This window comes from Lysinibacter sp. HNR, assembly GCF_029760935.1.
GTDB lineage: Bacteria > Actinomycetota > Actinomycetes > Actinomycetales > Microbacteriaceae > HNR.
This window is the reverse complement of record NZ_CP121684.1, coordinates 668,726-693,766: the sequence shown is the minus strand read 5'-3', so window position 1 is coordinate 693,766 and position 25,041 is coordinate 668,726. Positions and strand designations below refer to the sequence as shown.

General features: G+C 55.0%; 22 protein-coding genes and 1 tRNA gene. 10 read left to right on the top strand and 13 right to left on the bottom strand.

Annotated elements, in window-relative coordinates; translation table 11 throughout:
- The first annotated feature begins 43 nt into the window (after nt 1-43).
- Nucleotides 44-763, top strand: coding sequence for a TIGR00645 family protein (locus FrondiHNR_RS03015; RefSeq protein ID WP_279353767.1), 720 nt, complete (start codon nt 44-46; stop codon nt 761-763).
- A gap of 88 nt (nt 764-851) precedes the next feature.
- Here FrondiHNR_RS03015 and FrondiHNR_RS03010 read toward each other — a convergent pair whose 3' ends face one another.
- Nucleotides 852-1,514: an MmpS family transport accessory protein gene (locus FrondiHNR_RS03010; protein ID WP_279353766.1), complete on the bottom strand. Its 663-nt coding sequence runs from the start codon at nt 1,512-1,514 to the stop codon at nt 852-854.
- A 400-nt stretch (nt 1,515-1,914) separates the two neighbouring features.
- Between FrondiHNR_RS03010 and FrondiHNR_RS03005 the strand changes: the two genes are divergently transcribed.
- From FrondiHNR_RS03005 to FrondiHNR_RS02990, 4 genes are all read left to right on the top strand, one after another.
- A complete protein-coding gene (locus FrondiHNR_RS03005; protein ID WP_279353765.1) occupies nt 1,915-2,529 on the top strand; it encodes a TetR/AcrR family transcriptional regulator in 615 nt (204 codons plus the stop codon).
- Complete coding sequence (locus tag FrondiHNR_RS03000) at nt 2,519-3,862, top strand: cytosine permease (RefSeq protein ID WP_279353764.1); 1,344 nt, start codon at nt 2,519-2,521, stop codon at nt 3,860-3,862. The genes FrondiHNR_RS03005 and FrondiHNR_RS03000 overlap by 11 nt, the downstream gene beginning before the upstream one ends.
- 73 nt (nt 3,863-3,935) lie before the next feature.
- Nucleotides 3,936-5,063 (top strand): DUF917 domain-containing protein, encoded by a 1,128-nt coding sequence (locus FrondiHNR_RS02995; protein ID WP_279353763.1) that lies wholly within the window; start codon nt 3,936-3,938, stop codon nt 5,061-5,063.
- On the top strand, nt 5,060-6,610 hold the full coding sequence (locus tag FrondiHNR_RS02990; RefSeq protein ID WP_279353762.1) for a hydantoinase/oxoprolinase family protein: 1,551 nt from the start codon (nt 5,060-5,062) through the stop codon (nt 6,608-6,610). Before FrondiHNR_RS02995 ends, FrondiHNR_RS02990 begins: the two co-directional genes overlap by 4 nt.
- A gap of 75 nt (nt 6,611-6,685) precedes the next feature.
- On the opposite strand, the gene FrondiHNR_RS02985 is transcribed toward FrondiHNR_RS02990, so the two are convergent.
- Entirely contained in the window at nt 6,686-7,282 is a 597-nt protein-coding gene (locus FrondiHNR_RS02985) for a TetR/AcrR family transcriptional regulator (protein WP_279353761.1), read from the bottom strand.
- 160 nt (nt 7,283-7,442) lie between these two features.
- Between FrondiHNR_RS02985 and FrondiHNR_RS02980 the strand changes: the two genes are divergently transcribed.
- On the top strand, nt 7,443-8,540 hold the full coding sequence (locus FrondiHNR_RS02980; RefSeq protein WP_279353760.1) for an ABC transporter permease: 1,098 nt from the start codon (nt 7,443-7,445) through the stop codon (nt 8,538-8,540).
- A 13-nt stretch (nt 8,541-8,553) separates the two neighbouring features.
- Here FrondiHNR_RS02980 and FrondiHNR_RS02975 read toward each other — a convergent pair whose 3' ends face one another.
- The 7 genes from FrondiHNR_RS02975 to FrondiHNR_RS02945 all read right to left on the bottom strand — a co-directional run bounded on the left by FrondiHNR_RS02975 (nt 8,554) and on the right by FrondiHNR_RS02945 (nt 17,064).
- On the bottom strand, nt 8,554-8,952 hold the full coding sequence (locus FrondiHNR_RS02975) for a hypothetical protein (RefSeq protein ID WP_279353759.1): 399 nt from the start codon (nt 8,950-8,952) through the stop codon (nt 8,554-8,556).
- A gap of 47 nt (nt 8,953-8,999) precedes the next feature.
- Entirely contained in the window at nt 9,000-10,787 is a 1,788-nt protein-coding gene (locus FrondiHNR_RS02970; RefSeq protein WP_279353758.1) for a putative Ig domain-containing protein, read from the bottom strand.
- Nucleotides 10,788-11,328: 541 nt separating this feature from the next.
- Nucleotides 11,329-11,401 (bottom strand) — tRNA-Glu (locus tag FrondiHNR_RS02965).
- 126 nt (nt 11,402-11,527) lie between these two features.
- Nucleotides 11,528-12,439, bottom strand: a complete 912-nt coding sequence (locus FrondiHNR_RS02960) for a diacylglycerol kinase family protein (RefSeq protein ID WP_279353757.1) — start codon at nt 12,437-12,439, stop codon at nt 11,528-11,530.
- A 121-nt stretch (nt 12,440-12,560) separates the two neighbouring features.
- A complete protein-coding gene (locus FrondiHNR_RS02955) occupies nt 12,561-13,556 on the bottom strand; it encodes a nitronate monooxygenase (protein ID WP_279353756.1) in 996 nt (331 codons plus the stop codon).
- Nucleotides 13,553-15,817 carry a 3-hydroxyacyl-CoA dehydrogenase NAD-binding domain-containing protein gene (locus FrondiHNR_RS02950; RefSeq protein WP_279353755.1) on the bottom strand — a complete coding sequence of 755 codons (2,265 nt, stop codon included), beginning with the start codon at nt 15,815-15,817 and terminating at the stop codon, nt 13,553-13,555. Before FrondiHNR_RS02950 ends, FrondiHNR_RS02955 begins: the two co-directional genes overlap by 4 nt.
- A gap of 29 nt (nt 15,818-15,846) precedes the next feature.
- Nucleotides 15,847-17,064 (bottom strand): acetyl-CoA C-acetyltransferase, encoded by a 1,218-nt coding sequence (locus FrondiHNR_RS02945; RefSeq protein ID WP_279353754.1) that lies wholly within the window; start codon nt 17,062-17,064, stop codon nt 15,847-15,849.
- Nucleotides 17,065-17,465: 401 nt separating this feature from the next.
- Here FrondiHNR_RS02945 and FrondiHNR_RS02940 point away from each other — a divergent pair, with 401 nt between their 5' ends.
- The 3 genes from FrondiHNR_RS02940 to FrondiHNR_RS02930 all read left to right on the top strand — a co-directional run bounded on the left by FrondiHNR_RS02940 (nt 17,466) and on the right by FrondiHNR_RS02930 (nt 20,895).
- Nucleotides 17,466-18,509, top strand: coding sequence for a trypsin-like serine protease (locus FrondiHNR_RS02940; RefSeq protein ID WP_279353753.1), 1,044 nt, complete (start codon nt 17,466-17,468; stop codon nt 18,507-18,509).
- 829 nt (nt 18,510-19,338) lie between these two features.
- A complete protein-coding gene (locus FrondiHNR_RS02935; RefSeq protein ID WP_279353752.1) occupies nt 19,339-20,331 on the top strand; it encodes a trypsin-like serine protease in 993 nt (330 codons plus the stop codon).
- A gap of 21 nt (nt 20,332-20,352) precedes the next feature.
- On the top strand, nt 20,353-20,895 hold the full coding sequence (locus tag FrondiHNR_RS02930) for an NUDIX hydrolase (protein WP_279353751.1): 543 nt from the start codon (nt 20,353-20,355) through the stop codon (nt 20,893-20,895).
- A gap of 6 nt (nt 20,896-20,901) precedes the next feature.
- Here the strand turns inward: FrondiHNR_RS02930 and FrondiHNR_RS02925 are convergent, their stop codons facing one another.
- Entirely contained in the window at nt 20,902-21,216 is a 315-nt protein-coding gene (locus tag FrondiHNR_RS02925; RefSeq protein WP_279353750.1) for a hypothetical protein, read from the bottom strand.
- 376 nt (nt 21,217-21,592) lie between these two features.
- Here FrondiHNR_RS02925 and FrondiHNR_RS02920 point away from each other — a divergent pair, with 376 nt between their 5' ends.
- Nucleotides 21,593-22,576 carry a trypsin-like serine protease gene (locus FrondiHNR_RS02920; RefSeq protein WP_279353749.1) on the top strand — a complete coding sequence of 328 codons (984 nt, stop codon included), beginning with the start codon at nt 21,593-21,595 and terminating at the stop codon, nt 22,574-22,576.
- A gap of 376 nt (nt 22,577-22,952) precedes the next feature.
- Here FrondiHNR_RS02920 and FrondiHNR_RS02915 read toward each other — a convergent pair whose 3' ends face one another.
- From FrondiHNR_RS02915 to FrondiHNR_RS02905, 3 genes are all read right to left on the bottom strand, one after another.
- The gene (locus FrondiHNR_RS02915) at nt 22,953-23,153 is read right to left on the bottom strand and encodes a hypothetical protein (RefSeq protein ID WP_279353748.1); all 201 of its coding nucleotides are present in this window, start codon (nt 23,151-23,153) and stop codon (nt 22,953-22,955) included.
- A complete protein-coding gene (locus FrondiHNR_RS02910) occupies nt 23,153-23,344 on the bottom strand; it encodes a hypothetical protein (RefSeq protein WP_279353747.1) in 192 nt (63 codons plus the stop codon). The genes FrondiHNR_RS02915 and FrondiHNR_RS02910 overlap by 1 nt, the downstream gene beginning before the upstream one ends.
- A gap of 514 nt (nt 23,345-23,858) precedes the next feature.
- Nucleotides 23,859-25,037, bottom strand: coding sequence for a glycosyl hydrolase family 18 protein (locus FrondiHNR_RS02905; RefSeq protein WP_279353746.1), 1,179 nt, complete (start codon nt 25,035-25,037; stop codon nt 23,859-23,861).
- Nucleotides 25,038-25,041 lie beyond the last annotated feature (4 nt).

Here is a 25,041-nt window from a genome sequence, read left to right as displayed (position 1 = left end):
GCTAAAATACTAAAGTCTAACCACCAGAACGTGAAGGAAGCTTTTGCAACGCCACCCCACCACCCCAGTAACAGGCCGACACCAAAAACCGGTGGGCGCTACCTCTAGAGCCCTCGGATACATTATCTTCACCAGCCGCTGGCTCCAGGCACCGCTGTACCTCGGGCTTATTGTTGCCCAGGCCGTCTATGTTGTTGTCTTTATGATCGAGCTGTGGCATCTCATTGAGAGCGTGTTTGCGGGCGGAGAAGGTATCACCGAAGCTGCCATCATGTTGACGGTGCTGGGCCTCATCGACGTTGTGATGATTGCCAACCTGCTCATCATGGTGATCATTGGCGGGTACGAGATCTTTGTCTCTAAGGTTCGTGTTGAGGGGCACCCTGACGAGCCCGATTGGCTTTCACATGTCAACGCGAACCTGCTCAAGATCAAACTGTCAATCTCGATCATCAGCATCTCGTCGATTCATCTTCTCAAAACCTTCATTGAGGTTGGCCCCATAGGGGGTAAGGGCGCACAGGCAGAAAAGGCCGACGCTCTCTTCACCAGCCAGGGCGTTATGTGGCAGGTGATTATTCACCTGACCTTCATCGTTTCGGCGTTAGCTTTGGCCTGGATAGATCGGGTGCAGAACAAAACGCTGATGGAGGCGGCCGCCCTGGGGCAGGGTCCGGGTGCCCACTCTACGGAGTCCTCAACAACTCCCGCACCCTCGCATGCCCCCGCCGCGCAGGTGTCTGCGTCGGCTCCCGCAAGCTAGGGCTTAGGGTCACGCATACCAGCAGGAGAGACGACACTCGCACCCCACGAACCGACTCGTCCCTCCTGTGGTGAGAAGAACCCGTCTCCTAGTCGACCTGTGCGATAATTTGCCGGCCCGTTACCCGACAGGTTACTCGAGCCAGAGAACCGCTGTTGGTCTCTTCGGCAATAACTTTGCCGTCAATAAGTATCTTGCAATTGATCTCACCGGTGGAGTCCGCTCGATTGGTCCCGTTCAACTTCAACACGTCAAAATGAGCAACCCTACCGTCGGTCTCCGTGCTCCACGGCAGTTGCGGCTGCTCGTGATACATCTCCCAAGCGCCATCAATATACGATGAAAACGAGACGTCTGCCGCGCCGCTGCCCGTCATCTGATACTCAACGGATACCGGGGTATGGCGCGCAACGATTCGCTCCGCCTCCTCTTTGATAAGGCCGGACGCGTGTATCACGGCATTAAAAAAGGAAGCGTAAACGATAAACAAAGTCACACTAACAATGGTTGCGATAGTGGATATGATCGTTCCCGCAAGAGCGGTGCCCTTGCTACGTCCCTTCACGGCAAGCCCGATAATGCCAAAAATAAGACCAAGAATTGCAAGAATCAGCGCGAGGAGGTTAATAACGGGTAGAGGCGAGAATACTAGCGCAATGATACCGAGCACCATTCCCGTGATACCAAAGCCATTTGTGACGTCCCTCCGAGGAGAGTCTATTTGAGGAGTGTTTGTTTCCGGGTAGGTCATGCTTGCTCCAATCATGAGAATAGTCAGCTTCTACACAGAATACCTTGCCCATAACTTTAACCGCTACGTGAAGGTTTGCGTCCCCAACATCACAAAGCCAACGTTACCGAGATAAATGTCGCATCCAGCTGGGGCGAACCAAGACGAGCGACCAAGCAGACCTCTCCGGCGCGATACCGAGCGGCCCGCCGCACGCTCCCAGGCTCAGCTTCTGACTTCTTTTTTTCCGATTTTCAATACCCGCTTTACAGCTTGAGCCTGTCGTGAATTATGAACCATCGTTCTTAGTTTTCTGAATTCGAGGCGCTGCACAAAAGCGAATCTTTCTCTCTCCGATCTCTTGACAGATGAAAAGCTAACATCTACGCTCTACCTAACGAACGTTAGTTAGGCAAAGACGATGACTAGAGATCGCATACTCCTGATCGCAACCAGACACTTCGCGAACGCAGGTTTATCGGGAGCTTCCCTCAGGGAAATCGCCTCCGAGGTGGGAATCAAGGCCCCCTCTATCTACACGCATTTTGCAAGTAAAGAAGAACTGTTTGCTGAGGTGTACACCGCGGCGGTAGCCGAACATCGGCGATTCTTTGTCGACCTCCTCCAGAGAACTGCGCAACTCACCCCGATGGAAAGGCTATTTCAGCTCCTCGTCGGAGTGCCAACCTTCTACACCGATCGACCCGAGCTCATCGATTTTCATCTCAGAGCGGTGGCGGATGGAGGACCGGTATGGGATCCAAAACTCAGAACACCGTTTCGTGCTGAAGAGTCCGATCTTCTCACGAATATTCGCGACACGTACGTAGAAGGGCGAAACCGCGGGAGCTTCGTGGATCTGAATCCCGACACCTTTGCGTCCCACTTCCTCTGCCTCATGGACGGGCTGTTCCTGCAGCTAAAACATTACCCTCCGGATCTGTACGACGAACGGTTGAACTCCACCTGGAGCTTCGTGACCTCAGCGCTGAGCGTTAATTCCGGGCCCACGGAAAGGTATCACGATGACAACTGATGTCAACAACAAGACCTCAACAGTCACCTCTCGCGTCTTCAAGAACGGGACTCGATCAGACTACGAACGAACCACGGTCCCCCCTGAAGAACGGAAAGGGTGGGTGCCCATTGCAGGAATCTGGATCGCGGTCGGCATCGACATCTCGGGGACGATCCTCGGTGCCCAACTCGGCGCTGGCTTATCTCTCGAAGCGGCCCTGGGAGCAACCATTATCGGTTCTATCCTGCTCGGACTTCTTGCGATGGCGTGCACCTATGTGGGTGCCTCGACAGGTTTCACGAGCGCGATGATCGCCCGATCAATTTTCGGTCGGATGGGAGGGATCGTCATCGCCAGCGCAATGGCTATCTCGTCAGTCGGTTGGTTCGGTGTACAGGCGGGATTTTTCGCCAACAACGCACAAACAGCGGTAGAAGAGTTGTTCGGATGGAACGTCCCGTTGCCGATTCTTATCATCGCGGGAGGTACGATGATGACGCTTACGGCCTTCTGGGGCTATCGCGCGCTCGAGAGATTGAGCAAATGGGCAGTTCCGCTACTCATTGGAACACTCCTGATCGCAGTGTTCCTGGCATTCATGCGCTTCGGCGGGAGCGAGCTGGGCAAACCAACTCTTGCGGAATTCACCTTCGGAGGAGCCGTGTCACTCGTGATAGGCATCTTCATCTTTGGAGTCATCATCTCCCCCGACATTGCCCGGTGGGCTAAGACTCCGCGGCAGGCCATGATCGCCGGATTTTTCGGTTTCTTCGTGGGAAACTCGTTCATCATCCTGATCACGATCATCCTCTCTCGCCTCATGGGCATCGACGATCTCATGCGTATGTTCTTCATACTCGGTATGGGGGCGATCGCGATCATTGTTCTCACACTGGCACAGTGGACGACCAACACAAATAATCTGTATTCAGCAGCCCTCAATCTCTCGGTCATTTTTCCTCAGGTAGCCCGGCGATTACTCACCTTGATTGCTGCCGTCATCGCTATCTCTGCCGCACTGCTCGGGATATACGATGCCTTCATCCCGTTCATCTCAATAATGGGGGCATTTATCGCACCCTACGGTGGAGTTTACCTCGCCGATTTCTTCATCAGACGCAGCGAACGGCTACGTAACTCTGATGCTTACACACCAAAGATTGACGGGTGGCCATTCATCGCGTGGGGTGTCGGGGCCCTGGTTGGATTTTGCACGACCCGCCCCGGTGACGGGTTGGGATGGGGAATTCTTTCACTCACCACGATCCCCGCCTTAGACGCAATAGTCACTGCTTTCCTCATACACTCAATAATCAGCCTGCTCCGAAACCCAGCTGAGAAACGAACCTGAGAACGACAGCCATTCGAGCCCTTCGGGGTCAAGAACGCACCCGTGCACACAGTTTATAAAGGAGATAAAAACAATGACAGCGGTACGAGCCGGTAACCCACTTCACACAATCACCGAGTCCGATATAGATTTCATTGCGATCGGCGCTGCGGTGCTGGGAACCGGCGGCGGCGGCGACCCTCACGTCGGAGCACTACAAGCCAAAAGAGCCATTCGTGAGTTCGGAGAGGTCGAGGTCATCTCCGTTGAGGCCCTTCCGGATGGTGGTTTTATTGCCCCGGTAGGAATGATTGGAGCCCCCTCGGTGGCGATCGAAAAGATTCAGGCGGAGGGAGAGCTCGCTGCGGCCATCGATCTTCTTGAAGCCAGCACCGGGCAATCCGTGACTGCAATTATGCCAACCGAAATCGGCGGAGGAAACTCACTGGTTCCAATTTCTGCGGCTGCCGAACGCGGGCTTCCAATAGTCGACGGCGATTCGATGGGGCGCGCTTTTCCTGAGGCACCGATGGTGACTTTTCACCTTGCGGGCTATGCTCCAGGTCGAGGAATACTGGTCGATTCACACGGTAACTCTGCGGTAATTCAGCCCAAGGACGGCATGTGGGCGGAACGCCTAGCGAGAGTGATCTCATTCGAAATGGGCGGCAACGCAACAATGATTGATTACGCCTATCCGGGCAAAGTGGTCAAAGAGTGTGCCATCCCCGGAACTTTGAGCACCGCACGAAGAATCGGGGAAATCCTCTTGGGAAATGATATTCGAGACGAAGACCGGGTGGCTACGCTCCTCAATGAACTTTCTGGATTCCACCTTTTCTCCGGCAAAATAACCGCGGTTGAGCGTGCGATCCAAGGGGGATTCACTCGCGGTCAGGCCACTCTTGACGGTTTGGATAAAGATCGGGACTCAACATTTGAACTGCAGTTTCAAAATGAGATGTTGCTCGGCACGCGCAACGGCCAACTTGCAGCCGTCACGCCCGATCTCATCACAGTCCTGGATCAGGTAACCGGTCAACCCATTACTACCGAAATGCTACGCTACGGTGCCAGAGTGGTAGTCGTTGGGTTCCCCTCGCACGAATACTGGCGCACAGAGATGGGGCTAGCTACGGCCGGGCCAGGTTATTTCAACTACGACGTAGACTACACCCCGGTCGAAAAACTCGTTGCTGTGCAAGAAAGGGTCAAACTATGAGTTATCGCATCGGAATCGATGTTGGCGGCACCAACACGGACGCAGCGCTACTCGACGATCAGCTACGCGTAATCACGACGGTGAAGGTGCCCACAAAAACCAATTCGGGCGAGGGCATCACACACGTCATAGAACGCTTGATGCGCAGGAGCGGAATCTCGGGCGCCGAAGTCAGCACCGCAATGCTAGGAACCACTCACTGCACAAACGCCATCGTGCAAAGAAAGGGACTCAGGCGGGTAGGGATCTTGAGAATAGGCGGGCCGGCTACCACTGCGGTTCCGCCCTTCGAGGGGTGGCCAGCCGACCTCCGTGCCACCGTCGAGGGATACGCTGCCGTGATCACGGGCGGACACGAATTCAACGGACGAGAGATCAGCCGTCTAGATCGGGATGCTGTACTTCGAGCGTGCACAGAAATGCGAGGTTTGGTGGATGCCGTCGCGGTTGTGGGGGTCTTCTCCTCGGTCAACATCGAACACGAAACCATCGTCGGAAAAATCGTCAGGGAAGAACTTGATGTGCCGGTCTCGCTTTCGTCCCAGATCGGAACCATCGGGCTGCTCGAACGCGAGAACGCTACGATTCTGAACGCTGCGCTGATTCAGACCCTCGGAGATATGGCAGACGGATTCCAACGTGCCCTCGACTCGTACGGCATAGCTGCAAAAATCTATTTCGGACAGAACGACGGAACTCTCATGAGTCTCGACTATGCACTGCAATTCCCCGTTCTGACGATCGGGTGCGGTCCTACCAATTCGATCCGAGGAGCGGCACACCTCAGCGGCGTTGAGAACGCACTTATCGTCGATATCGGTGGCACGACAACCGATATCGGCGTACTCACAAACGGCTTTCCTCGACAGTCCGCACACGCCGTCGAGATCGGTGGAATACGTACAAACTTTAGGATGCCGGATGTCCTCTCGATCGGGCTCGGAGGCGGCACGATTATTCGAACGAACCCCGCTGACTCACAAGAAAACCTCACGCTGGGCCCCGACAGCGTGGGCTATCGTATTTCCCAGGAATCCTTGGTGTTCGGCGGAAATACGCTAACAACCACCGACATCGCAGTGGCCGCGGGCAGATTAAACATTGCAGGCCGACGTTCTCCACAGATCCTGCCTGAGCTTTTTCAAGGCGCAGAGCGGGCAATTCGGAGCACATTGGAAGAGGCGATCGACCGCATGAAACCGAGCGCCAATCCGGTTCCGATCGTATTGGTGGGAGGAGGGTCGATCATTTCTCCCCTCTCACTTGAGGGAACGTCCAGCATCATGCGCCCGGAGCACGCCGAGGCAGCCAACGCCGTGGGGGCGGCTTTGGGTGACATCGCGGCACAGGTCGAAAATGTGTTCTCACTCAAGGAAATCAGCCGTGCAGAAGCCGTCTCCAGGGCTCGTATCGAGGTGATCGAACGTACGATCACGGCAGGTGCTTCTCCGTCGGGTGTGGAGGTAATCTCGATCGAGGAGTTCCCGGTCGCCTACATGGAGGATGCCTTCATCGTCCGTGTTCGTGCTGCCGGACAACTGGCGTAGGTAGTGTCTCCCCCCTACGAGACGGGTGCGATGGAAATCGGCAGAACGCGTAACCGGGTGAGCGTTGTTTCTCCCCTACAAGACGGGTGCGATGTGCAGTATCGATTTGAGGTACTCTCGACCATCAAAACCCGGCACCAAAACAGACTGCACCATGTAGCCCTGACACAGCGCAACAAAGATTGGGGCGTACGTCTCCGCACGGCGGGCTGCCTCTTCGGTGTCCACCCCTCCCTCCTCAGAAAACCACTCCTCAAGGAAATCTCTAAAGTATGAACGCACCGTCACGAATACCCCGCGAACTATCTCGCTCATTTTGGGGTTTGATACGGCTTCTCCCCACACCTGTATCAAAATCCCCAGGTCGTCAATCTCGCGATGCAGCCCCGTCATAAAACGCTCAACCAGAATCCCCGGGTGCGGCAGCGGCCACTCTCCCCGCACACTAATCAACTCTTCGAGACGGCGGTCAAGAACATACCTAGTGGCCTCTAGGGCGAGCTCTTCCTTACTGGAATAGTAGACGTAGATTGCTCCCGCCGAGAGGCCTGATTCGGTGATAATTTCAGCCATTGAAGTGGCCTGAAAACCCTTTCGCGCAAAACAGCGGAGGGCGGCCCGGGCTATCTCTGCCCGCCTACTCGCTCGACGAGCCTCCGTGATCTTTGGCATTTGCTCTTCCCTGGGTTATTCTCGTGCACTCTTTATTTATCGTTACCCTCACGCCTTTTAGGCTTTTCTCTCCGCGAAAAAATTATGACGCTAACCCTTGACACTAAATGACTTCCATTACATTATAAGGAATGAACATTCGTTTTAGACAGGACATCTCATGGAAACGGTATCCACGGGCAATACACCTCCTCTCAGCGGCCCCATGTTCAACACCCCACCCACCGGGCCAGACAACCACCGGGCGTGGGCAAAACCGATCGGGGCGGCTCTCGCGGGTACCCTCATTATTTTCCTCATCCTCCTCGCGTTTTTATGGCCCACGGCCACCAGCACAGCGCAAAACATTCCCGTCGCCGTCGCAGGCCCCCAACAGGCCGTAGACAGCCTCACCTCCACCATCGACTCACAGAGCGATAATGCCATTACGTTTGTTACCGTCGACAACGAAAAAGCCGCGATCACAGCCATCAAGGAACGCAAAGTCTACGGCGCCCTCGTCCTCACCGAGACACCAACCGTTCTCACCGCGTCGGCCGCCAGCCCGGTAGTCTCTCAGATGCTCACCCAGGTAGCCTCGCAGCTTCAAACACAGCTCCTCAAACAGGCCTATAGCAGGGTAGAGGAAAGCGTTGGAGCAGCGCTCGCTGCAGGACAAACCCCGCCCGAGCTACCCCGAGTTGTGGTACGTGATATTGTGCCTCTCAGCGACCACGACCCCCGCGGAACCGGACTCAGCATAGCTTCACTCCCGCTCGCCCTCGGCGGCGTCATCGGTGGGGTCATCGTCTTTTTCCTCACCCGCGGAACAGCACGCCGCCTCATCGGCGTAACACTCTACGCGGCACTCAGCGGCGTTGTTCTCACCGCTACCCTGCAGGGGTGGTTTGAAGTTATTCAGGGAGACTTCTGGGTAAATACAGGCGCAATCGCCCTGACACTCTTTGCCACTGGCGCTCTCGTCGTTGGCCTGGGTGGCCTCCTCGGACGACCCGGCCTTGCGCTCGCAGCCATCATCACGGTACTTATCGGAAATCCCCTGGCGTCAAGCGCAGCACCTATGCAATTTCTCGTCGAGCCGTGGGGTGCCATAGGTCAGGGTTTTGTTCCCGGCGCCTCAGCGACACTGCTACGAAACCTCTCGTATTTCCCCGAGGCCAATAGCGCATCACAGTGGCTTACCCTTACCCTGTGGGCAGTAAGTGGCCTCATTCTCATTATGCTCAGCACCCTCAGAGCTCGCACTCAAAGCGCCTGAGCACGGATCCCCGCTACACTAGCGACTCTGCATCGCTGGGTTGCTCAGCAACAACGCTAACAGGCGCCCGAGACGCTCCACCCGTATCATCTGTCATCGATCGATACGAACGGAACAGAGAATCGGCAATGGCAGCGTAGAAGAGAATGGTTATCACACTGATAATAATCGCAATGAAAGACATAATCACCCCCGAGATAGCTGCACCCCTCCTGCGTCCTTTCAATACAAGGCCGATGACACCAAAGATAAGACCGAGAACTGCAAGCACCAGGGCAAGCCCGTTAAGGATGGGCAAAAAGGCAAAAACCAAGGCAATAATACCGAGCACCATTGACGCAATACCGAGGCCGTTTGCAGCCTGTGATTGCGGCTGCGGGGGGTTAAGATGAACCATTCTCTGTCCAATCATAAAAGTAATTAACTCTTTTACACAGACTACCGTTACAGCGCTGTCATTTACAGATTATCGCGACCCGAGTAAGGCGGCTGCGCTGTTCCCCGAAGGTATAAACCTGCTCCGCCAACGAGCAACGCTAAACCAGCAACGATAAACCAGTCAACACCACCTGTTCCCGTCACACTGAGCTCTTGAGGGGAGCCTTCCCAAGAAGATGCCGAGGGCAAGGCTTTCACAACCTCGGACGCGGGAGGAGTAACCATTACGGTGTACACTCTCAGATTAGTGCCCAACTCGTTCTCCGCATTAATCTCAAAAACGTGTTTTCCAATCTCCGTGAGCGTGCCGCTTAACACACCCGTCACCGAGTCCAAAATCAATCCGGTCGGCAGTTCCTGCGGAAGCACATCCCCAAGAGATCTGCCCCTTAACACCGGTGAGGGAATACCCGTCACCGGGATCACAACCGAGCGAAACTCCCCCGCGGGGAACAAGAATGCTGCTTCTTCAAGCACCGGCATAGTTCCAAAACGAGCCGTTCTATTACCGCCAGCAGGAACATCAATCGTCTCACCGTGAATGTTTGCCGCTACCTCGTGTTCTCCTGCAACTGTAGAGGTGATCTCGATGTGAGAAATACCATCCTGTCCGGTAAACGCTCGGGTACTCATCACATCACCCTCCCGAAAAACGTTAAAATCCACCGGGACATTGACGACCGGAAGTTGCGTCACCCTGTGTAATACGGTCACGCTGGCGGTGTGTGTGCTCACGCCATCCGCCAACTCATACCCCAACGACACCCTCAGTGTCGAGTCTCTATCAGGCTGAAAAGTCACCAGCGAATGTGCGTAACCAGCGGCTATCGACGTAGCTGTTTTATTGGCTACCTCCACCGGGACGTTAAGCTGACCCCGTCCGTTCCACCCCCACACAAGAATGTCTCCCTCTTGTGTGAGCGCCACAGCATGCCCAAAGCCAGCCGCTATTGATGTAAACACTCTGTTCGACGCCTCAGCGGGAATGTCTAAAAGACCAAAAAAATTGTATCCCCAGGTTACTAGGCTTCCGTCCGACATCAAGGCCAGCGAATGTAAGTATCCGGCAGCAACCGCCACCACATCCCTCCCAACAAGCTCCGCCGGAACCTCAACCTGGCCATGATCATCAAGACCCCAGGCCACAACACTCCCATCCGACACCAAAGCCAACGAATGAGAACTTCCGGCAGCAATAGCGGTCACCTCCCTACCAGTAAGCGCATCTGGGACCTGAGCCTGACCATGATTATCGCGCCCCCAGGCCACAACACTCCCATCCGACACCAAAGCCAACGAATGAGCATACCCAGCAGCAACCGCCACAACATCCCTCCCAACAAGCTCCGCCGGAACCTCAACCTGACCATGATTATCGCGCCCCCAGGCCACAACACTCCCATCCGACACCAAAGCCAACGAATGAGCATACCCAGCAGCAACCGCCACAACATCCCTCCCAACCAGCTCCGCCGGAACCTCAACCTGACCATGATCGTCAAGACCCCAGGCCACAACACTCCCATCCGACACCAAAGCCAACGAATGAGCATACCCAGCAGCAACCGCCACAACATCCCTCCCAACAAGCTCCGCCGGAACCTCAACCTGACCATGATCATCAAGACCCCAGGCGCTGACGGTTGCTCCCGCCCGCATCTGAGCCTGCACATCAGGAGCTCCTGCTAGAAGCACGGTACAGATGAACACAACTCCAAGAAGCAGACTTCCCAACGCCCAACCCCTCGGACGACGTCTCCCTCTCGTTATGAGACCTCCACGGTGCCGATCGCTAGGCGCAGAAGCCACAGCGGTGTTTCTTGTCATCAAATATGTCAATCTCCTCAGTAAACGGTTATGAACAGACAGCATTGAGGGAGAGTCCCACACACGATAGAGTGTGTCTCTTAGCTGAATAACCCAATAAAAGTAGACCCTAAAGCGATAGAGGCCGCCGGATCAAAGCATAAAAATGTGTATGATACAGCTTGTAATTCTAGCTTTATTGAAGGGTTCAAACCCAAGAGTCTCTCCTAATTTCACCCCGGGTTCACCCACCCTGACCGGGCAAAATAATTCGAGAAACCGCACTCCTAAAAACCTGCACTATGCGCAAGCCTATCCAGAACAAGTATGAGCATTCGGGAATTTGCATCTGCAGGTCATCCGCATCAGTCCCACACCTACGTCGGACAATTCACGACAGGAAATAATTCCGACAATCTTTCTTTAATAGGCGAGAGAAAGTAATTGCGATTCAAAGCACGCATACAACACGGATGCCTTGGCTCAGAGCAAGCCCTGCTATGGTGACCCCGGAAAGTCTTTACGACTCCCCGGGGCTTTGTTGTGACCCCAGCGGGATTCGAACCCGCGTTACCGCCGTGAGAGGGCGGCGTACTAGGCCGCTATACGATGGGGCCGTTAGAACAACCGTTAAATAATCGCACAGATTCGCGCCGAACACCAATCGAGCAGAAAGTTCCAGAAAAAGTCCCTGCTTTCTCTCAGTTGTTACGTCGTTCGTCAACTCTGTCCGCACACAATTCTCACGCGAGAACACGTAGCGATTTGGGCACCACCCGAACGGTCAGAGGCAAGGCCCCCACCTCTTCGCCGTCGGCAAAACCGGTAACGCCCTCACACTCCACGGTTACCTCTGTGACTCGGCGAATTGTCACCTCGGGAATGCTCGTGTGGGTTCCGCGAAACACACGCGGAAAAAAGAGCAGAAACTGAATCCGCGATATTTTAGACACGATAAAAAGGTCAAGAAAACCGTCATCGAGGCGGGCATCTGGAACAATTTTTATTCCGCCACCAAACGACGAATTATTTGCAATCGACACAAGAATCCCACTCGTCTCAAGTTCATCACCATCAACCAGCATGCGATACTTCCTGGAACGCAGGCGCACCAGCTCAATGAGTACCGCCAAAATATAACGCGCTCTACCGCGCGGCCACACCATACGATTTGTGAGCTTGTTGACGGCTGCATCAAACCCGGCAGATAATGCGCCCACAAAGGGCTGACTCACACCCTGCCCAAGAATAAGTCCGGTATCGACCGTTCTCCCCCGCGCAAGCGCCTCGGTGGACAGCCGGCGCAGGGTTGCGCGCAATGCCTCGTCAACGTGAAGCGAGACGCCCAGCCCACGAGCAAAGTCATTTCCCGTGCCGGTGGGAATTAAGCCCAGCGGGATCTCTGTTCCCACAAGTTGCTCCACCACCAGGTGCACCAGGCCGTCGCCCCCCACCGCTATCACGGCATCGGGCCGTGTTGATAACACGCGCGCAAGAGCAGTAGCCAGAGAGGCAGCGTCCTGTTCGAGGAGTGCGGTTACGGCAAAACCCCGGGCTTTAAAAGCGTCCGCCACCCGCGAACCAATTGCCCCGCGTTTACCGGTGGCCGACACCGGATTAATAACAACGACTACGTGAGGCACAGCTGAGGACATAGACCTCTACTTTATCCATAAAAACTACGTGCACAGTACAACGCGCGCATCAAGACTCACACCCGGCGCAATCCTACGTAACGATAGATACCTTCACGATTGGATCGAAGAAAGCTCCCGCTCAACCCCGATTTATCAGTCCGGCTATCCGATCAATCTCGGTGACGGCCTCTGCAACGGTACGGCGCACCACCTCACCCGCCGACGGAATATCGTGAATGAGTCCCTGCACCATACCTACGGACCAGATACCGGCCTCAAGATCTCCCTCCTCAAAAACCTTGCGTCCTCGCGAACCCGCCACCAGGTCGCGCACATCAGGAAACTCTCCCCCGGCCGCCAAAATCGAAACCACCTCGCGGCTCACACTGTTGCTGGCCACCCGGGCGGTGTTTTTCAGAGGGCGAAAGATGAGTTCGGTGTCCCGCTCCGTTGCCTCAACAATGCACTGCTTTACCTCGTGTGCCACCGGCGACTCCTCCGTACACATAAACCTGGTTCCCATGTTGATACCGTCGGCGCCCAGGGCCAGAGCTGCGGCTAGGCCCTGCCCGTTAGCAAACCCTCCCGAGGCAATCACGGGGATACTGAGTTTCTCGGTTGCCGCGGGGATAAGCACCAACCCGGGAACATCATCCTCACCGGGGTGTCCGGCACATTCAAAACCGTCGATGCTCACGGCATCGACACCAACCCGCTGAGCTTTGAGCGCGTGGCGAACGCTGGTGCACTTGTGAATAATTTTTACTCCGTGCTCTTTGAACATCTCCATGTGAGGTTCGGGGTTCGCTCCGGCTGTCTCCACAATGGTGATTCCCGCGTCGATAATCGCGCGACGATACTCGTCGTAGGGTGGCGGCGTGATCGAAGGAAGAATGGTCAGGTTAACACCGAGGGGTTTATCGGTGAGTGCCCGGGCACGCTCGATCTCCTTAACGAGATCTGCGGGGGTCGGCTGGGTGAGGGCAGTGATAATGCCGAGGCCGCCCGCCTCCGATACGGCGGCGGCCAGTTCCGCTCGCCCCACCCACATCATTCCCCCCTGAACAACGGGGTGTCTAATGCCAAACTCTGTAGTAAAGGGAGTGGATATCTGTGTTTCTAGGGTAGTGGTCATTGTGATTCCCTTTCAGCGCGTTTAAAGTAGGTCTCCGCAAGCGAGCGCCCCTCCCGGGCACAGCGAACGAGCGAGACGGGCGGCTCGAAGCGCGGCCCGTGAAGCCGCGCGAATTCTCCACATCGCGCGACAAAGCCCGCGACCCCGCCCTCGTACTGTTCGATGTAGCGCAACACTCCCCCCGTCCACGGGGGAAATCCGATACCGAGGAGCGAACCGATATTGGCATCTGCAAGCGAGGCGATAACTCCCTCCTCGCAACAGCGAACGGCCTCAAGAGCCTCGGCGCAGAGCATTCGCTCCCCAAGGTTCTCCAGGATGGTGTTATCCGGCTGAAGCACTCTCCCAGGGTGGTGAGGAAAGGAGCCTGGTTGTTGACCGGGATAATCCGATAGCCCAGGCCAGAGATCACCACGTTTCCCCTCAGAATAATCGTAGAACCCGGCTCCCGCCGCACGCCCGAGCCGTCCCTTTCGAAGCATTCGGTCTACCGTGTGACGGGCCTCCGTCGCGGGGGACCACACGCTGCCGGCAACGCGCAGGGTCTCTTGAGCGCGGGCGTTCTCACGCCAGATCCGATCAACCAGGGTCAGGCTAAGTTCGTCAATGAGTTTGAGGGGCGACACCGCATACCCTGCACGCCCAGCCGCCCGCTCTAGCGTTACAGGGTTGATGTCCTCCCCCAGGACGGCTAAGGCCTCCTCGATATATCGAAAGATCACCCGACTGGTAAAAAAGCCTCGCGAGTCATTGACCACAATCGGTGTTTTGCGCAATTGCCGCGCAAGGTCAAAAGCCCGGGCGAGGGTTTTGTCGGAGGTGAGTGGGCCACGCACGATCTCCACAAGCTCCATCTTGTCCACCGGAGAAAAGAAGTGAAGACCAATAACCAGAGAGGGATCATCCACGGCATCCGCAATCTCGGCGATGGGCAGCGATGAGGTGTTGCTCGCCAAAACGGTTCCGGGCTGCACCGTGTTTTCGCTCTCCATAAACAGAGCTTTCTTCACCTCAAGGTCTTCGTAAGCGGCCTCAATCACAAACTCAGTACCCGCGAGCTCCGTCACTGTGGAGGAGAAGTTCAGACGTTTGAGTAGCCGTGACACCTCAGAATCGATAAGATCATCGGACGCCTCCGGGTCTTGTCGCAAAACCCGCTCCCGTTCCCGGGAACGCACATAGCCGAGCACCCGTTCTTGAGCCAGCACATCGGTATCAAAAAGCACCGTATCAATGCCCACACGGGTCGCGGTGTAGGCGATGGCAGAACCCATCATGCCCGCACCTATAACGCCAAGACGATTAACGGTGTGGCGCTCAGCTTCCCGAGGCCGAGAGGCCCCCGACACGACCTCGGTGAGATCAAAGAAGAACGCACCGATCATGTTACTGGCGACCTGTGTATCAATCACGCTCACGAAGTAACGCGTCTCAATATCGAGGGCGGTGTCGACATCCACCTGAGCGCCCTCGACCGCGCTGGCCAGAAGGGCCCGAGGAGCCGGGTAATGCGCCCCACCAAGCTTCTGGCGCAGCAGAGCTGGAGAGGCCTGTATAAAGGGAGCCAACGCGGGCAATATCCCTGCAGTGCTCGGGGTGCCTCCGGGGATCCGGAACCCCGCCCGATCCCAGGGCTGCGCTGCGTCGGGATGGGTAAGAATCCACTCTCGAGCTGCGGCCTCTAGATCCTCGGGGGTCTCCACCACGTCATCAACTAGACCCGCGCCCCTGGCCCCAACAACCCCAAAACGGGTTCCGGGCAAAAGCACGGTCTTGAGCGCGCGCTCAAGACCCAACATACGCACCGTACGGGTGGCTCCGCCCGCGCCGGGAAACATACCCAGGGTAATCTCGGGCAAACCGATTCTAGTTTTTGGGCTGTCTATCGCTATCCGATGATGACAGGCAAGCGCCACCTCGTAGCCTCCGCCGAGGGCGGTTCCATTGATTGCGGCGACAACGGGGCACCTCAGAAGTTCGAGACGCCGGAATTGCTTTTTCATGCGGGTGACCCGCGCATATTCCTCCCTCGCGGTCTCTGGTGAGGCGGTAATGAGTTCGCGCAGGTTTCCACCGGCAAACCAACTCTGCTTTGCGGAGGCCAGAATCACGCCGGTAACGTTCTCGATCTCCGCCTCTAACCGGGTAACGGTGTTATCAAGCGAATCGATGAAGGCATCGTTCATCGTGTTAACCGGATTATCGGGATCATCCATGACGAGGGTGATAATCCCCTCCGAGTCTCTGTTCCAGTGAATCATGCCGATTTTCTCAGGAGAACCCATACGGTCTACACCCTCTCAATAATCGTTGCGATACCCATGCCTCCACCGATGCACAGGGTGATGAGCGCCCGTTTTCCACCGCGCCTCTCGAGTTCGTCGAGCGCCGTGCCCAGTATCATTGCCCCGGTCGCTCCCAGGGGGTGTCCCATAGCGATGGCACCGCCGTTAACATTCACCTTCTCTTGGGGGATATTGAGGTCTTTCATCCACTTAAGCACCACGGAGGCAAACGCCTCGTTCAGTTCAAAAAGGTCGATGTCCTCCGTGGTGAGCCCCGCCTGTGCAAGCGCCTTCAGGGTCGCCGGGGCGGGGCCGGTGAGCATGATGGTAGGGTCTGCCCCACTCACCGCTGCCGTAACCACCCGTGCACGCGGGGTAAGTCCCGCCTCAGCACCGGCAGCCTCGGACCCCACGAGAAGCAGGGCCGCACCGTCCACGATGCCCGAGGAATTGGCGGCGGTGTGCACGTGATTGATACGCTCAACCCAGTGATATTTTTGCAGCGCGACGGCGTCAAATCCGTATCTTTGTCCTAGGGCGGCAAAAGACGATTTTAACCCACCGAGCGACTCAACAGTGCTCTCTGGACGCCGATGCTCATCGTGATCAAGCAGCACCAGACCGTTCTGGTCTCGAACGGGGACTATTGAGCGATCAAAGTATCCCCGAGCCCAGGCGTTTTCGGCAAGCCTTTGGGAACGTACCGCATAGGCATCAACATCATCACGGCTAAAACCCTCAAGCGTTGCGATGAGATCAGCCCCGATACCCTGCGGTACAAAATAGCTGTCATAGCTTGTGACCGGATCGTTTGCCCAGGGACCGCCATCGGCGCCGAAGGGAACCCGAGACATCGACTCGACACCACCCGCAATCACAAGAGACTCCCATCCCGCGGCAACTTTCTGCGCAGCGATGTTCACCGCCTCGAGCCCGGACGCGCAAAATCGATTAACCTGCACACCCGCAACCGTGTCCGGGAGCCCCGCAACGGTTGCCGCCGTCTTCGCCAAGTTTGCTCCCTGATCACCCACGGGTGTAACCACGCCAAGAACAATATCGTCTATGGCACCGGGATTGAGCTCGGGGAAACGGCTCTGAAGTTCACGGAGGAGACCCACCACAAGGTCAATCGCTTTTATCCCGTGTAGCGAACCGTTTTTACCTCGGCCACGGGGAGTGCGGATTGCATCATAAATGTATGGTGTTGTGCCTGCAACCACGTTAGCCTACTCCTTCGTATTCGAAACACAGGCATAACCTGTGTCAATTTCTTATAGAACCACCCTAACCACTCATTCCCTCAACGCACACAGGCTACGTAGAATGCCCACAAATCGACCCCCTATTTTTCTATGCGTGAATTAGGGGGCCTCAACAGATGACACCTCCCGTCGCGCGTGCCGTGATATCTAACCGACGTTGACACTGAGACGTATCTGATTACCCAAGGATCAAAACACCCGACGATAATTTTTCATTATTCAAGCACATCATAGATCCAAAAATGTGTATATTAACAAAGTAGAATTTAAATTCTCTAATTGAATCAAAACAATAACATTAATTGTCAATAATTAAATTGTCAATTCCATCTACCAACTTAGGAATATCGCAAATACCCATGACAATATTACGCCGCGCCGCGCCACGGCCATCCCACTATGCTCACCACACCCGCGCCTGGCGGCATGGCGGCGCAGCAACACTCACCCTACTCACACTCACGCTCACCACAGCACTTGGCCCAACCGCCTCCGCTACAAGCCCCGATAGTCCAACGACAACAAACACCAGGGCAAGCAACGACGCAACCGCAGCAGCATCTACAGAAAAACTCCCTGTCGGAAACAGCACACCCAGTTCAAGGGGAAGCGGAAACCCCAACGACGTTAGGGGCGAGTTCATCAAAACAGACGGCCGTATCAGCCCAGCTACCTCCTACGCCGGTGGCGGCATAATCGGAGAAGACAAGAGAAAACTCGTCACAACGTTTGACGAACCCTACGACAAAATCGTGCTTATTCAAAGAGAAAAAGCATCAGGAACCACTCACTGCACCGGTGCCCTTGTTGACGTAGCCGTGATTCTTACCGCCGCCCATTGTCTTCAGACAAAGGCAGACGGGGCTGCTGCTCTCAATGACATTACGTTGACACTTCGCTCCGATCCGCAAAAATTCACACTCCCTAAATGCGGCATTAGCGATTATAGGGTTGCGCCGGGCTGGAGCGAAGGTGAATCAACATCTCGCGATTGGGCCCTTATCAAGTCCCAATGCTCTTTCGGTCAATTCGTTGGATTCTTTGGAACCCACGACCGTCCTGATGAGGATTTTCCCACCAATCATACCCTCACAGGTTTCCCCGGAGATAAAAAACCGAACTATTATACCTTCCCCCTCTATGAGGATTCCGGGCTCGTCCACTCTGTTCCCAACGACGACAGCCTTTGGTACGACAAAATCGATGCCACCAATGGTCAGAGCGGGTCTCCAATTTGGTATTACAACAATAATGAAGAACTCGCCTGCACCTATTGCATTGTCGGAGTACACTCCTCGGGCGTTGACGGAGGAATAGACCAGTTCAGAAGAAATTTCGGAACCCGAGTAACCACGGTTGCTCAAGAATTTATGGATGACCTTGCTGGGATCAGCCCCCAATAGACAAACCCTCCCCCTCAGAGAAACCCAAAAACCACCTGCATTTTCCACGAGGCCATCAACGTAAATTTTACGTGGTTGACGTGTATTGCAATCAGGGGTGGCTGAGGGCACGGTCTATCCCCGCGACAACAAGCGGGGATAGACCAGACCGAAAGTCTCGGTGCCAGCCGACCCACAAGATTTAAGACTGAACGACCGCTTAGGATCCCGTCTCACTTTTCCAGCAGGACTCATTGCCCCCACCGAGCGATTCAACTGCGCTCTCAACTCCGGCGCTCATCGCGGTCGAGCAGCACCAAACCGTTCTGGTCTCGAACGGAAACTATTGAGCGATCAAAACACCCCCGACCTCGGGCACTCTCAGCAAGCCTGCGGGAACGTACCGCATAGGCATTAACATCATCACGACTCAAACTGTCAAGCGCTGCAATGAGATAGACACCGATACCCTGCAGCGTAAAATCGCTTTTACCTCGGCCTCGGGGGTGCGAGTTGCACCTCGTTCCCTCGATGAACACAATCTACCTAGAACGCCCTCTCCCCATATGCGGCGGAGAGTATCAACAGAGGCACTCCACAATCACGAGCTTCACACGGGAGCTTACCGCACCACGACTATAACCACTTTCCTAGAAAGACAAATCATCTAGACGTCTATCATTATTATAGATGATATTGAAAATCAATATTTTTAAATTTACAATCGTACGGTTACATAAACCATTCAACAGAGAGCCTCAGCGTTGAGTTCCCAATCAGGAGTAAGCGCATATTATCATCGCGGTTAGCCTATTGCCCTCAGCGCTCGAGGAAATTCGAGGAGTACATAATGATTAAAACGCCATATGATCGCCGTCAACGCACCCGCGTAAATCTCACTCTGACGAGCCTTGCGGTGGTCCTTGCCCTGGGGTCTACAACCGCCGCGGAGGCAAACCCTGGCATCGTCACGCTTGTTGACAACCTCGGAAACACGATCATCGTAAATCATTCCGGAGTAGTCACCACCCCGGCAGGCAGGGGCACGGGAAACATCGCGGATCTCTCCCGTGAAAACTCACGGAGCGACACGAAAATGCATAACCCGTCTGAGCCGACCGAGTCAACACAGGAAGCCCCCGTAGACACGCCCCCCTCGCCCTACGCTATCATTGGGAAAGACGAGAGAACGCAAGTAACAGACATCTCACAGGCCCCATACAACCAGATCCCCCTTATCCAGTTCGAGAAAAACGGGAGCCGATACTCGTGCACCGGCTCCCTCGTCGGAGAAAACACCGTGCTCACCGCGGCGCACTGTCTTCGTGGGAGGGGTCCCACATCCGAATGGGTGACCAATGTCACAGCAACATTTGAGAAAAATGGGCCAACGCAGAGCTTTAAGTGTTCGGCAGAGAGACTGATTGTGTCCGAGTGGTGGACACAAGACAAAAACTCAACTTCCGATTGGGGCATCATCCAGCTTGATTGCAACGCAGGAAAGGTCAACGGCCACATGGGATATCGCGATCTAAAGAATAATCCGGTCACAGAAGCCTGGATTACGGGCTATCCCGGTGATAAAAGGCAACAGTTGGGCAACCACTACATGTTTCAAAGCTTTGGCGCTCTCTACCCCCATACCGATCGAAGGTTCTGGTACCTGATTGACACGTTTAGCGGCCAGAGCGGTGCCCCCATCTGGTTCAAGGACGATAAAATGGGGTGTGGAGAGTGCGTTATTGGCGTTCACACCACATCAAACGCTGGCGCACAGAGAAACTCCGGGGTACGGATGACCACGCCGATCAAGTCTTCGATCGATCATTTCACCGCGCAGTAAAAGCGTGAAAGGGCGTTAGCGTTGACCAACGACATCAATATCCTCCACACGAATCCGTGGTTTTCCGTTCATCACCGCAGCGACGCCAACACCGTTGGTTCTGCCGGGTGGTTTAGGGTAGCACGACCCGATAGCGTAATGGTTATTGCTGTCCTTAACGGAGCAGATCTCCTCTTCATCCGGGGTCAGCGCGACACCGTCGCAGGAAAAGCCCGTCTCGAATTTCCAGCCGGCTTTATCGGCCCGTCCGAAAATCCCGAAGATGCTGCCCGCCGAGAGATCCGCGAAGAAACCGGATACGACATAAGCAACCTGCGTTCGATAGGCTCTTTCGTCGAATCACCGGGCATCTCTGCTGCGGAGTGCCACTGCTTTACCGCCACAATTTCTACGATTGGCCCTGCCTCCCAGGAACCGGGAGAATCCTGGGAGGCAGAATTCCACACCCTTAAGTCCGTACCCAGGTTGATTACTCAGGGTGAAATCCGAGACGGGAGCACCCTCGGTTGCTGGGCTCTATTGAGTGCACAGAGCAGCACGGCTGATAACAGAAAAACAGTTTAGAGACCTTCAGTCGCGAGTATCAACACCAAAGGGCTCTCCTATTGCAGAGTGCGCCAGATGATGCTCCAGCCCGGCGATGGTGTTTTCAAGAACGAACTCGTAATACTTGCTCTGAACCGAGTGCATCCGTTCCTGTTCTCCGACCAAAGGTTCAATCAGTGACGATACCAGCACCGCAACGCCAGGGCTGTCCAGGGCGTTACGGGCAAAGTCACTCATCATGGCGGCGTGATCCCGGCGCCCTCCCCTCTCGGGAAAACGGTTCTGAAGTTCGCGGAGAAGACCCATCACACGATCAATCGCTTTTATCCCGTGTAGCAAACCGCGTTTACCTCGGCCCCCGGGGGCCCGAAGCGCACCTCACTCCCTCGACGAACACAACATACGTAGAACGCCCCTATTTTCCTACGCGTGCTTTGGGCAGCATCAACAGAAGCTACTCCGCATCCACGATGCGTCACACGGGAGATTACCTCACCACAACTGCAACCACTTTCCTAGAAAGAAAGAACATCTATACATGTGTCAATATTATTGATGATATTGAAAATCAATATTTTTAAATTTACAATCGTATAGTTACATAAACTATCCGTCAGAGAGCCTCAGCGTTGGGTTCCCGGTCAGAACTAAGCGCATATCACCATCGCCGGTTAGCCTATCGCCCTCAACGCTCGAGGGAAACGAGGAGCACACAATGATCAAAACGTTATATGACCGCCAACGCACCCGCGTAAATCTCACTCTGGTGAGCCTTGCAGTGACCCTGACTCTTGGTTCCACAACCGCTGCGGAGGCAAACCCCGGCACCGTCACACTTGTTGACAACCTAGGAAACACGACCGTCATAAGTCAGTCCGGACTAGTCACCACCCCGGCAAGCAGAGGCACGGGAAATATCGCAGATCTCTCCCGTGAGAATTCACAGAGCGACACGAAAACGCATAACCCTCCCACCGAATCAGCGCCCGAAGCTCCCATAGACACACACCCCTCGCCCTACGTTGTCATCGGGAAAGACAATAGAACACGGGTGACAGACGTTTCACAAACCCCGTACAACCAGATCCCCCTCATTCTGCACACGAAAAACAGCAAACGATACTCGTGCACCGGCTCCCTCGTCGGAGAAAACACCGTGCTCACCGCGGCGCACTGTCTTTACGCACAATATCCCACACCCGACTGGTCAACCAATGTCACAACAACATTTGAGAAAAACGGCCCGGCACAAGGTTTCACCTGTGCCGCAGAGAGAATCATTGTGCCTGAGGAGTGGAAAAAGTATGAAAGCCCAGATTACGATTGGGGCATTATCCAGCTCGATTGCAACGCAGGAAAAGTCAACGGGCACATGGGATATCGCAACTCGGGTAACGCTACGGTCAGCAAAGCCTGGATCACCGGTTACCCCGGTGATAAAAGGCAGGAATTGGGCAACAGCTACATGTTCCAAGATTTTGGCCCCCTCAACAACCATAACTTGCAAAGATTCTGGTATCAGCTTGATACTTTTGGCGGCCAGAGCGGTTCCCCCATCTGGGTGAAGGATGACGGAACGGGGTGCGGAGAGTGCATTATTGGTGTTCATACGTCAGGAAGCTCTACCGCACAAAGAAACTACGGGGTACGGATGGACTGGATGCTCAAGTCTTCGATCGATCACTTCACTTCGCATTAAAAGTCCGTCTCGACTTTTCAGCCGGCTTGATCAAGCCGTCCGAAAATCCTGAAGGCGCTGCCCGCCAAGAGATCCGCGAAGAAACCGGATAAGAGATAAGCAACCTGCACTCGGTCGGCTCTTTCGTCGAATTATCGGGCATCTCGGGGCCGGAGTGCCAGTGCTTTACCGCCACATTTTCTACGCTTGGCCCTGCCTCCCAGGAACCGGGAAATCCTGGGAGGCAGAATTTTACACGCTCGAGGCCGTACCCCCAGTTGATTTACTCAGGGTGAGATCCGAGACGGGAGCACCCTCGGTTACTGGGCTCTGTCTAGTGCACAGAGCCGCACAGCGGGTATCAGAAAAACAGTTTAGAAGCCTTCAGTTGCCAGTATCAATACCAAAGGAATCTCCTATTGCAGAGTGCGCCAGATGATGTTCCAAATCCGGCGATGGTGTTTTCGAGAATGAACTCGTAGTACTTACTCTGAACCGAGTGCATCCGTTCCTGTTCTCCGGCCAACGGTTCAATCAGTGACAAGACCAGCACCACAACGCCGGGGCTGTCCAGGGCGTTACGGGCAAAGTCACTCATCATGGCGGTGTGATCCCGGCGCCGTTCCCTTCGTGTTGCTTGCGATCGTCGCCCGGGGCAAGCATCAGAAAAGCATGGTTAAACAGTGCACTGTAGGCATACGCGGTCAGATCCCCAAAACCCGCCTGTTGGAGCAGGGCGACTGCGCTATCAAGAAACGGAAGAAGACTGGGAAAGGCAGGGCCGTGCATGAGAAGCCACTTTGCTACACCCGGATACCGGAGAGCCAGGGGCGTGCGGAGCGCAACACAGCACAAAACCAATCTTGCTATTCTAGCGCGGGGTCGGGCTACTGAAGGTGAACGCAAACCCTCTCGACAACACGGCGCGCCAGTTCGTCTTTACCACCGATGTAGTGATAAACAACCGACGGAACCACCTCAAGTTCGCGGGCGAGATCTCGAATGGACCAGCCGAGCAGGTGCGAGCGCTCGGCGAGTGTAACAGCGGTGTCAATGACCCGTTTCGGGGCTAACCCAACGTGAAACGGAGGTCGTGTCCCCTCGGGCGTCCGCCTCCTTAACGCCGCAAATATCGATTTTTTGCCAATTTTGAATACTCTTCTATGAAAGGGATATTTCGATTTTGATACCTGGAATGTTTCACATCCTGATAGGTTCCAGTCAGCCAGAAGAGAGAAAGAACGTCAGGGTAATCCTCGTGAGCAAAGGATTACCCTGACGAACACCTATTCCTTTAGTATGCTCAGTGCTGTTGTGCTCTCTGGAAGCGGCGACGCAGCAACAGCGCGAGACCTGTACCCAGAAGAACCAGCATCCCCGGGATCGCGTCGAGACTATACGCGCCAGTTGCCGCCAATTCGCCACGATTTGCCCGAGGAGAAGCCGAATTTTCCTCAGTGATGGTGGGTTCTCCCTCTTTATCCGAGATAACCTCGGGGAACTCTTCTAACTCTTCTAACTCTTCTTCAAGCTGCATTGCCTCACTCATAAACGCAGACCAGAGCCAGGGAGCATCAACACCACCCGGATCGCTATTGAAGTACTCCCAGCCCATAACACCACCAAAGTCGGGGTACTTTTCCGTCAATTCTGCAGTTACCTGAAGGACCTGTTCAAAGGGGATGTATCCGCGTGAGCAGTTTTCTGCATTAGTGATGGTTCCCGCAACGACCTTTGAGGCGGGGTAACCGTGCGCAATAATCGCGTCGTATCCGGCAGTATTTGTCAAATCCCCGTTACCGCAATAAAACTGGGTGTTGAACCAGTCGATCTCATTACCGTGCGTTGCATAAAGAGTGTCGTAATCGATCCCGGCGAGCAAATCTCCTGTGCCATCAAGACCTCCGGGAACGGGAGCCATAGTGATGATAAAGTCCGCACCAAAGTCAGCACGAAGCTGATCGATAAACTTAGCAATAAAATCAACCGGGAAGTTATGCTCAATGTCCAGGTCAAGACCCTCCATATTGTGATCCCTCAGAAAGTCACGAATAGCGGGATAGTAGGTATCAAAGTCGTTCTGTAGTCGCGTCAAGGTTGGTTCGCCTCCCCAACCGCCGATCATTGCCATCACCTTGACCCCCTGGGACTGAATGTATTGAAGGTCCTCCCATACCGGGTCAAAGTAGGGGTCGGTCACGGGATGATCGTTCAAAAAGAGTTCGCTGGGGTCGTCCCGATTGTGCAGGGTGGCAAGAATCACATGGGTTGCGCCCGTGTTCTCGTCTACGAGCGGCCGAACGGGAACAAACGTGTTGTTCTGATAGTGCGTTTGATAGTAGACAACCACTCTATGGTCGTCGGGAGCCGCTGCCCCCGCCGGCCCCGCAGTAAGCAATCCGGCACCAATCATTGCGGCCGCGACGGTAACGGATATAAAATCACGCGCACCACTCCTTCGTTTTTTGTGCTTTACAATCACAATT

Bases quoted from the DNA above. Each gene is read 5' to 3' on its own strand.
- FrondiHNR_RS03010 (WP_279353766.1), bottom strand. From the start codon at position 1,514: ATGACCTACCCGGAAACAAACACTCCTCAAATAGACTCTCCTCGGAGG.
- FrondiHNR_RS03005 (WP_279353765.1), top strand. From the start codon at position 1,915: ATGACTAGAGATCGCATACTCCTGATCGCAACCAGACACTTCGCGAAC.
- FrondiHNR_RS03000 (WP_279353764.1), top strand. From the start codon at position 2,519: ATGACAACTGATGTCAACAACAAGACCTCAACAGTCACCTCTCGCGTC.
- FrondiHNR_RS02995 (WP_279353763.1), top strand. From the start codon at position 3,936: ATGACAGCGGTACGAGCCGGTAACCCACTTCACACAATCACCGAGTCC.
- FrondiHNR_RS02990 (WP_279353762.1), top strand. From the start codon at position 5,060: ATGAGTTATCGCATCGGAATCGATGTTGGCGGCACCAACACGGACGCA.
- FrondiHNR_RS02985 (WP_279353761.1), bottom strand. From the start codon at position 7,282: ATGCCAAAGATCACGGAGGCTCGTCGAGCGAGTAGGCGGGCAGAGATA.
- FrondiHNR_RS02980 (WP_279353760.1), top strand. From the start codon at position 7,443: ATGGAAACGGTATCCACGGGCAATACACCTCCTCTCAGCGGCCCCATG.
- FrondiHNR_RS02975 (WP_279353759.1), bottom strand. From the start codon at position 8,952: ATGATTGGACAGAGAATGGTTCATCTTAACCCCCCGCAGCCGCAATCA.
- FrondiHNR_RS02960 (WP_279353757.1), bottom strand. From the start codon at position 12,439: ATGTCCTCAGCTGTGCCTCACGTAGTCGTTGTTATTAATCCGGTGTCG.
- FrondiHNR_RS02955 (WP_279353756.1), bottom strand. From the start codon at position 13,556: ATGACCACTACCCTAGAAACACAGATATCCACTCCCTTTACTACAGAG.
- FrondiHNR_RS02950 (WP_279353755.1), bottom strand. From the start codon at position 15,817: ATGATTCACTGGAACAGAGACTCGGAGGGGATTATCACCCTCGTCATG.
- FrondiHNR_RS02940 (WP_279353753.1), top strand. From the start codon at position 17,466: ATGACAATATTACGCCGCGCCGCGCCACGGCCATCCCACTATGCTCAC.
- FrondiHNR_RS02935 (WP_279353752.1), top strand. From the start codon at position 19,339: ATGATTAAAACGCCATATGATCGCCGTCAACGCACCCGCGTAAATCTC.
- FrondiHNR_RS02920 (WP_279353749.1), top strand. From the start codon at position 21,593: ATGATCAAAACGTTATATGACCGCCAACGCACCCGCGTAAATCTCACT.
- FrondiHNR_RS02915 (WP_279353748.1), bottom strand. From the start codon at position 23,153: ATGAGTGACTTTGCCCGTAACGCCCTGGACAGCCCCGGCGTTGTGGTG.
- FrondiHNR_RS02910 (WP_279353747.1), bottom strand. From the start codon at position 23,344: ATGCACGGCCCTGCCTTTCCCAGTCTTCTTCCGTTTCTTGATAGCGCA.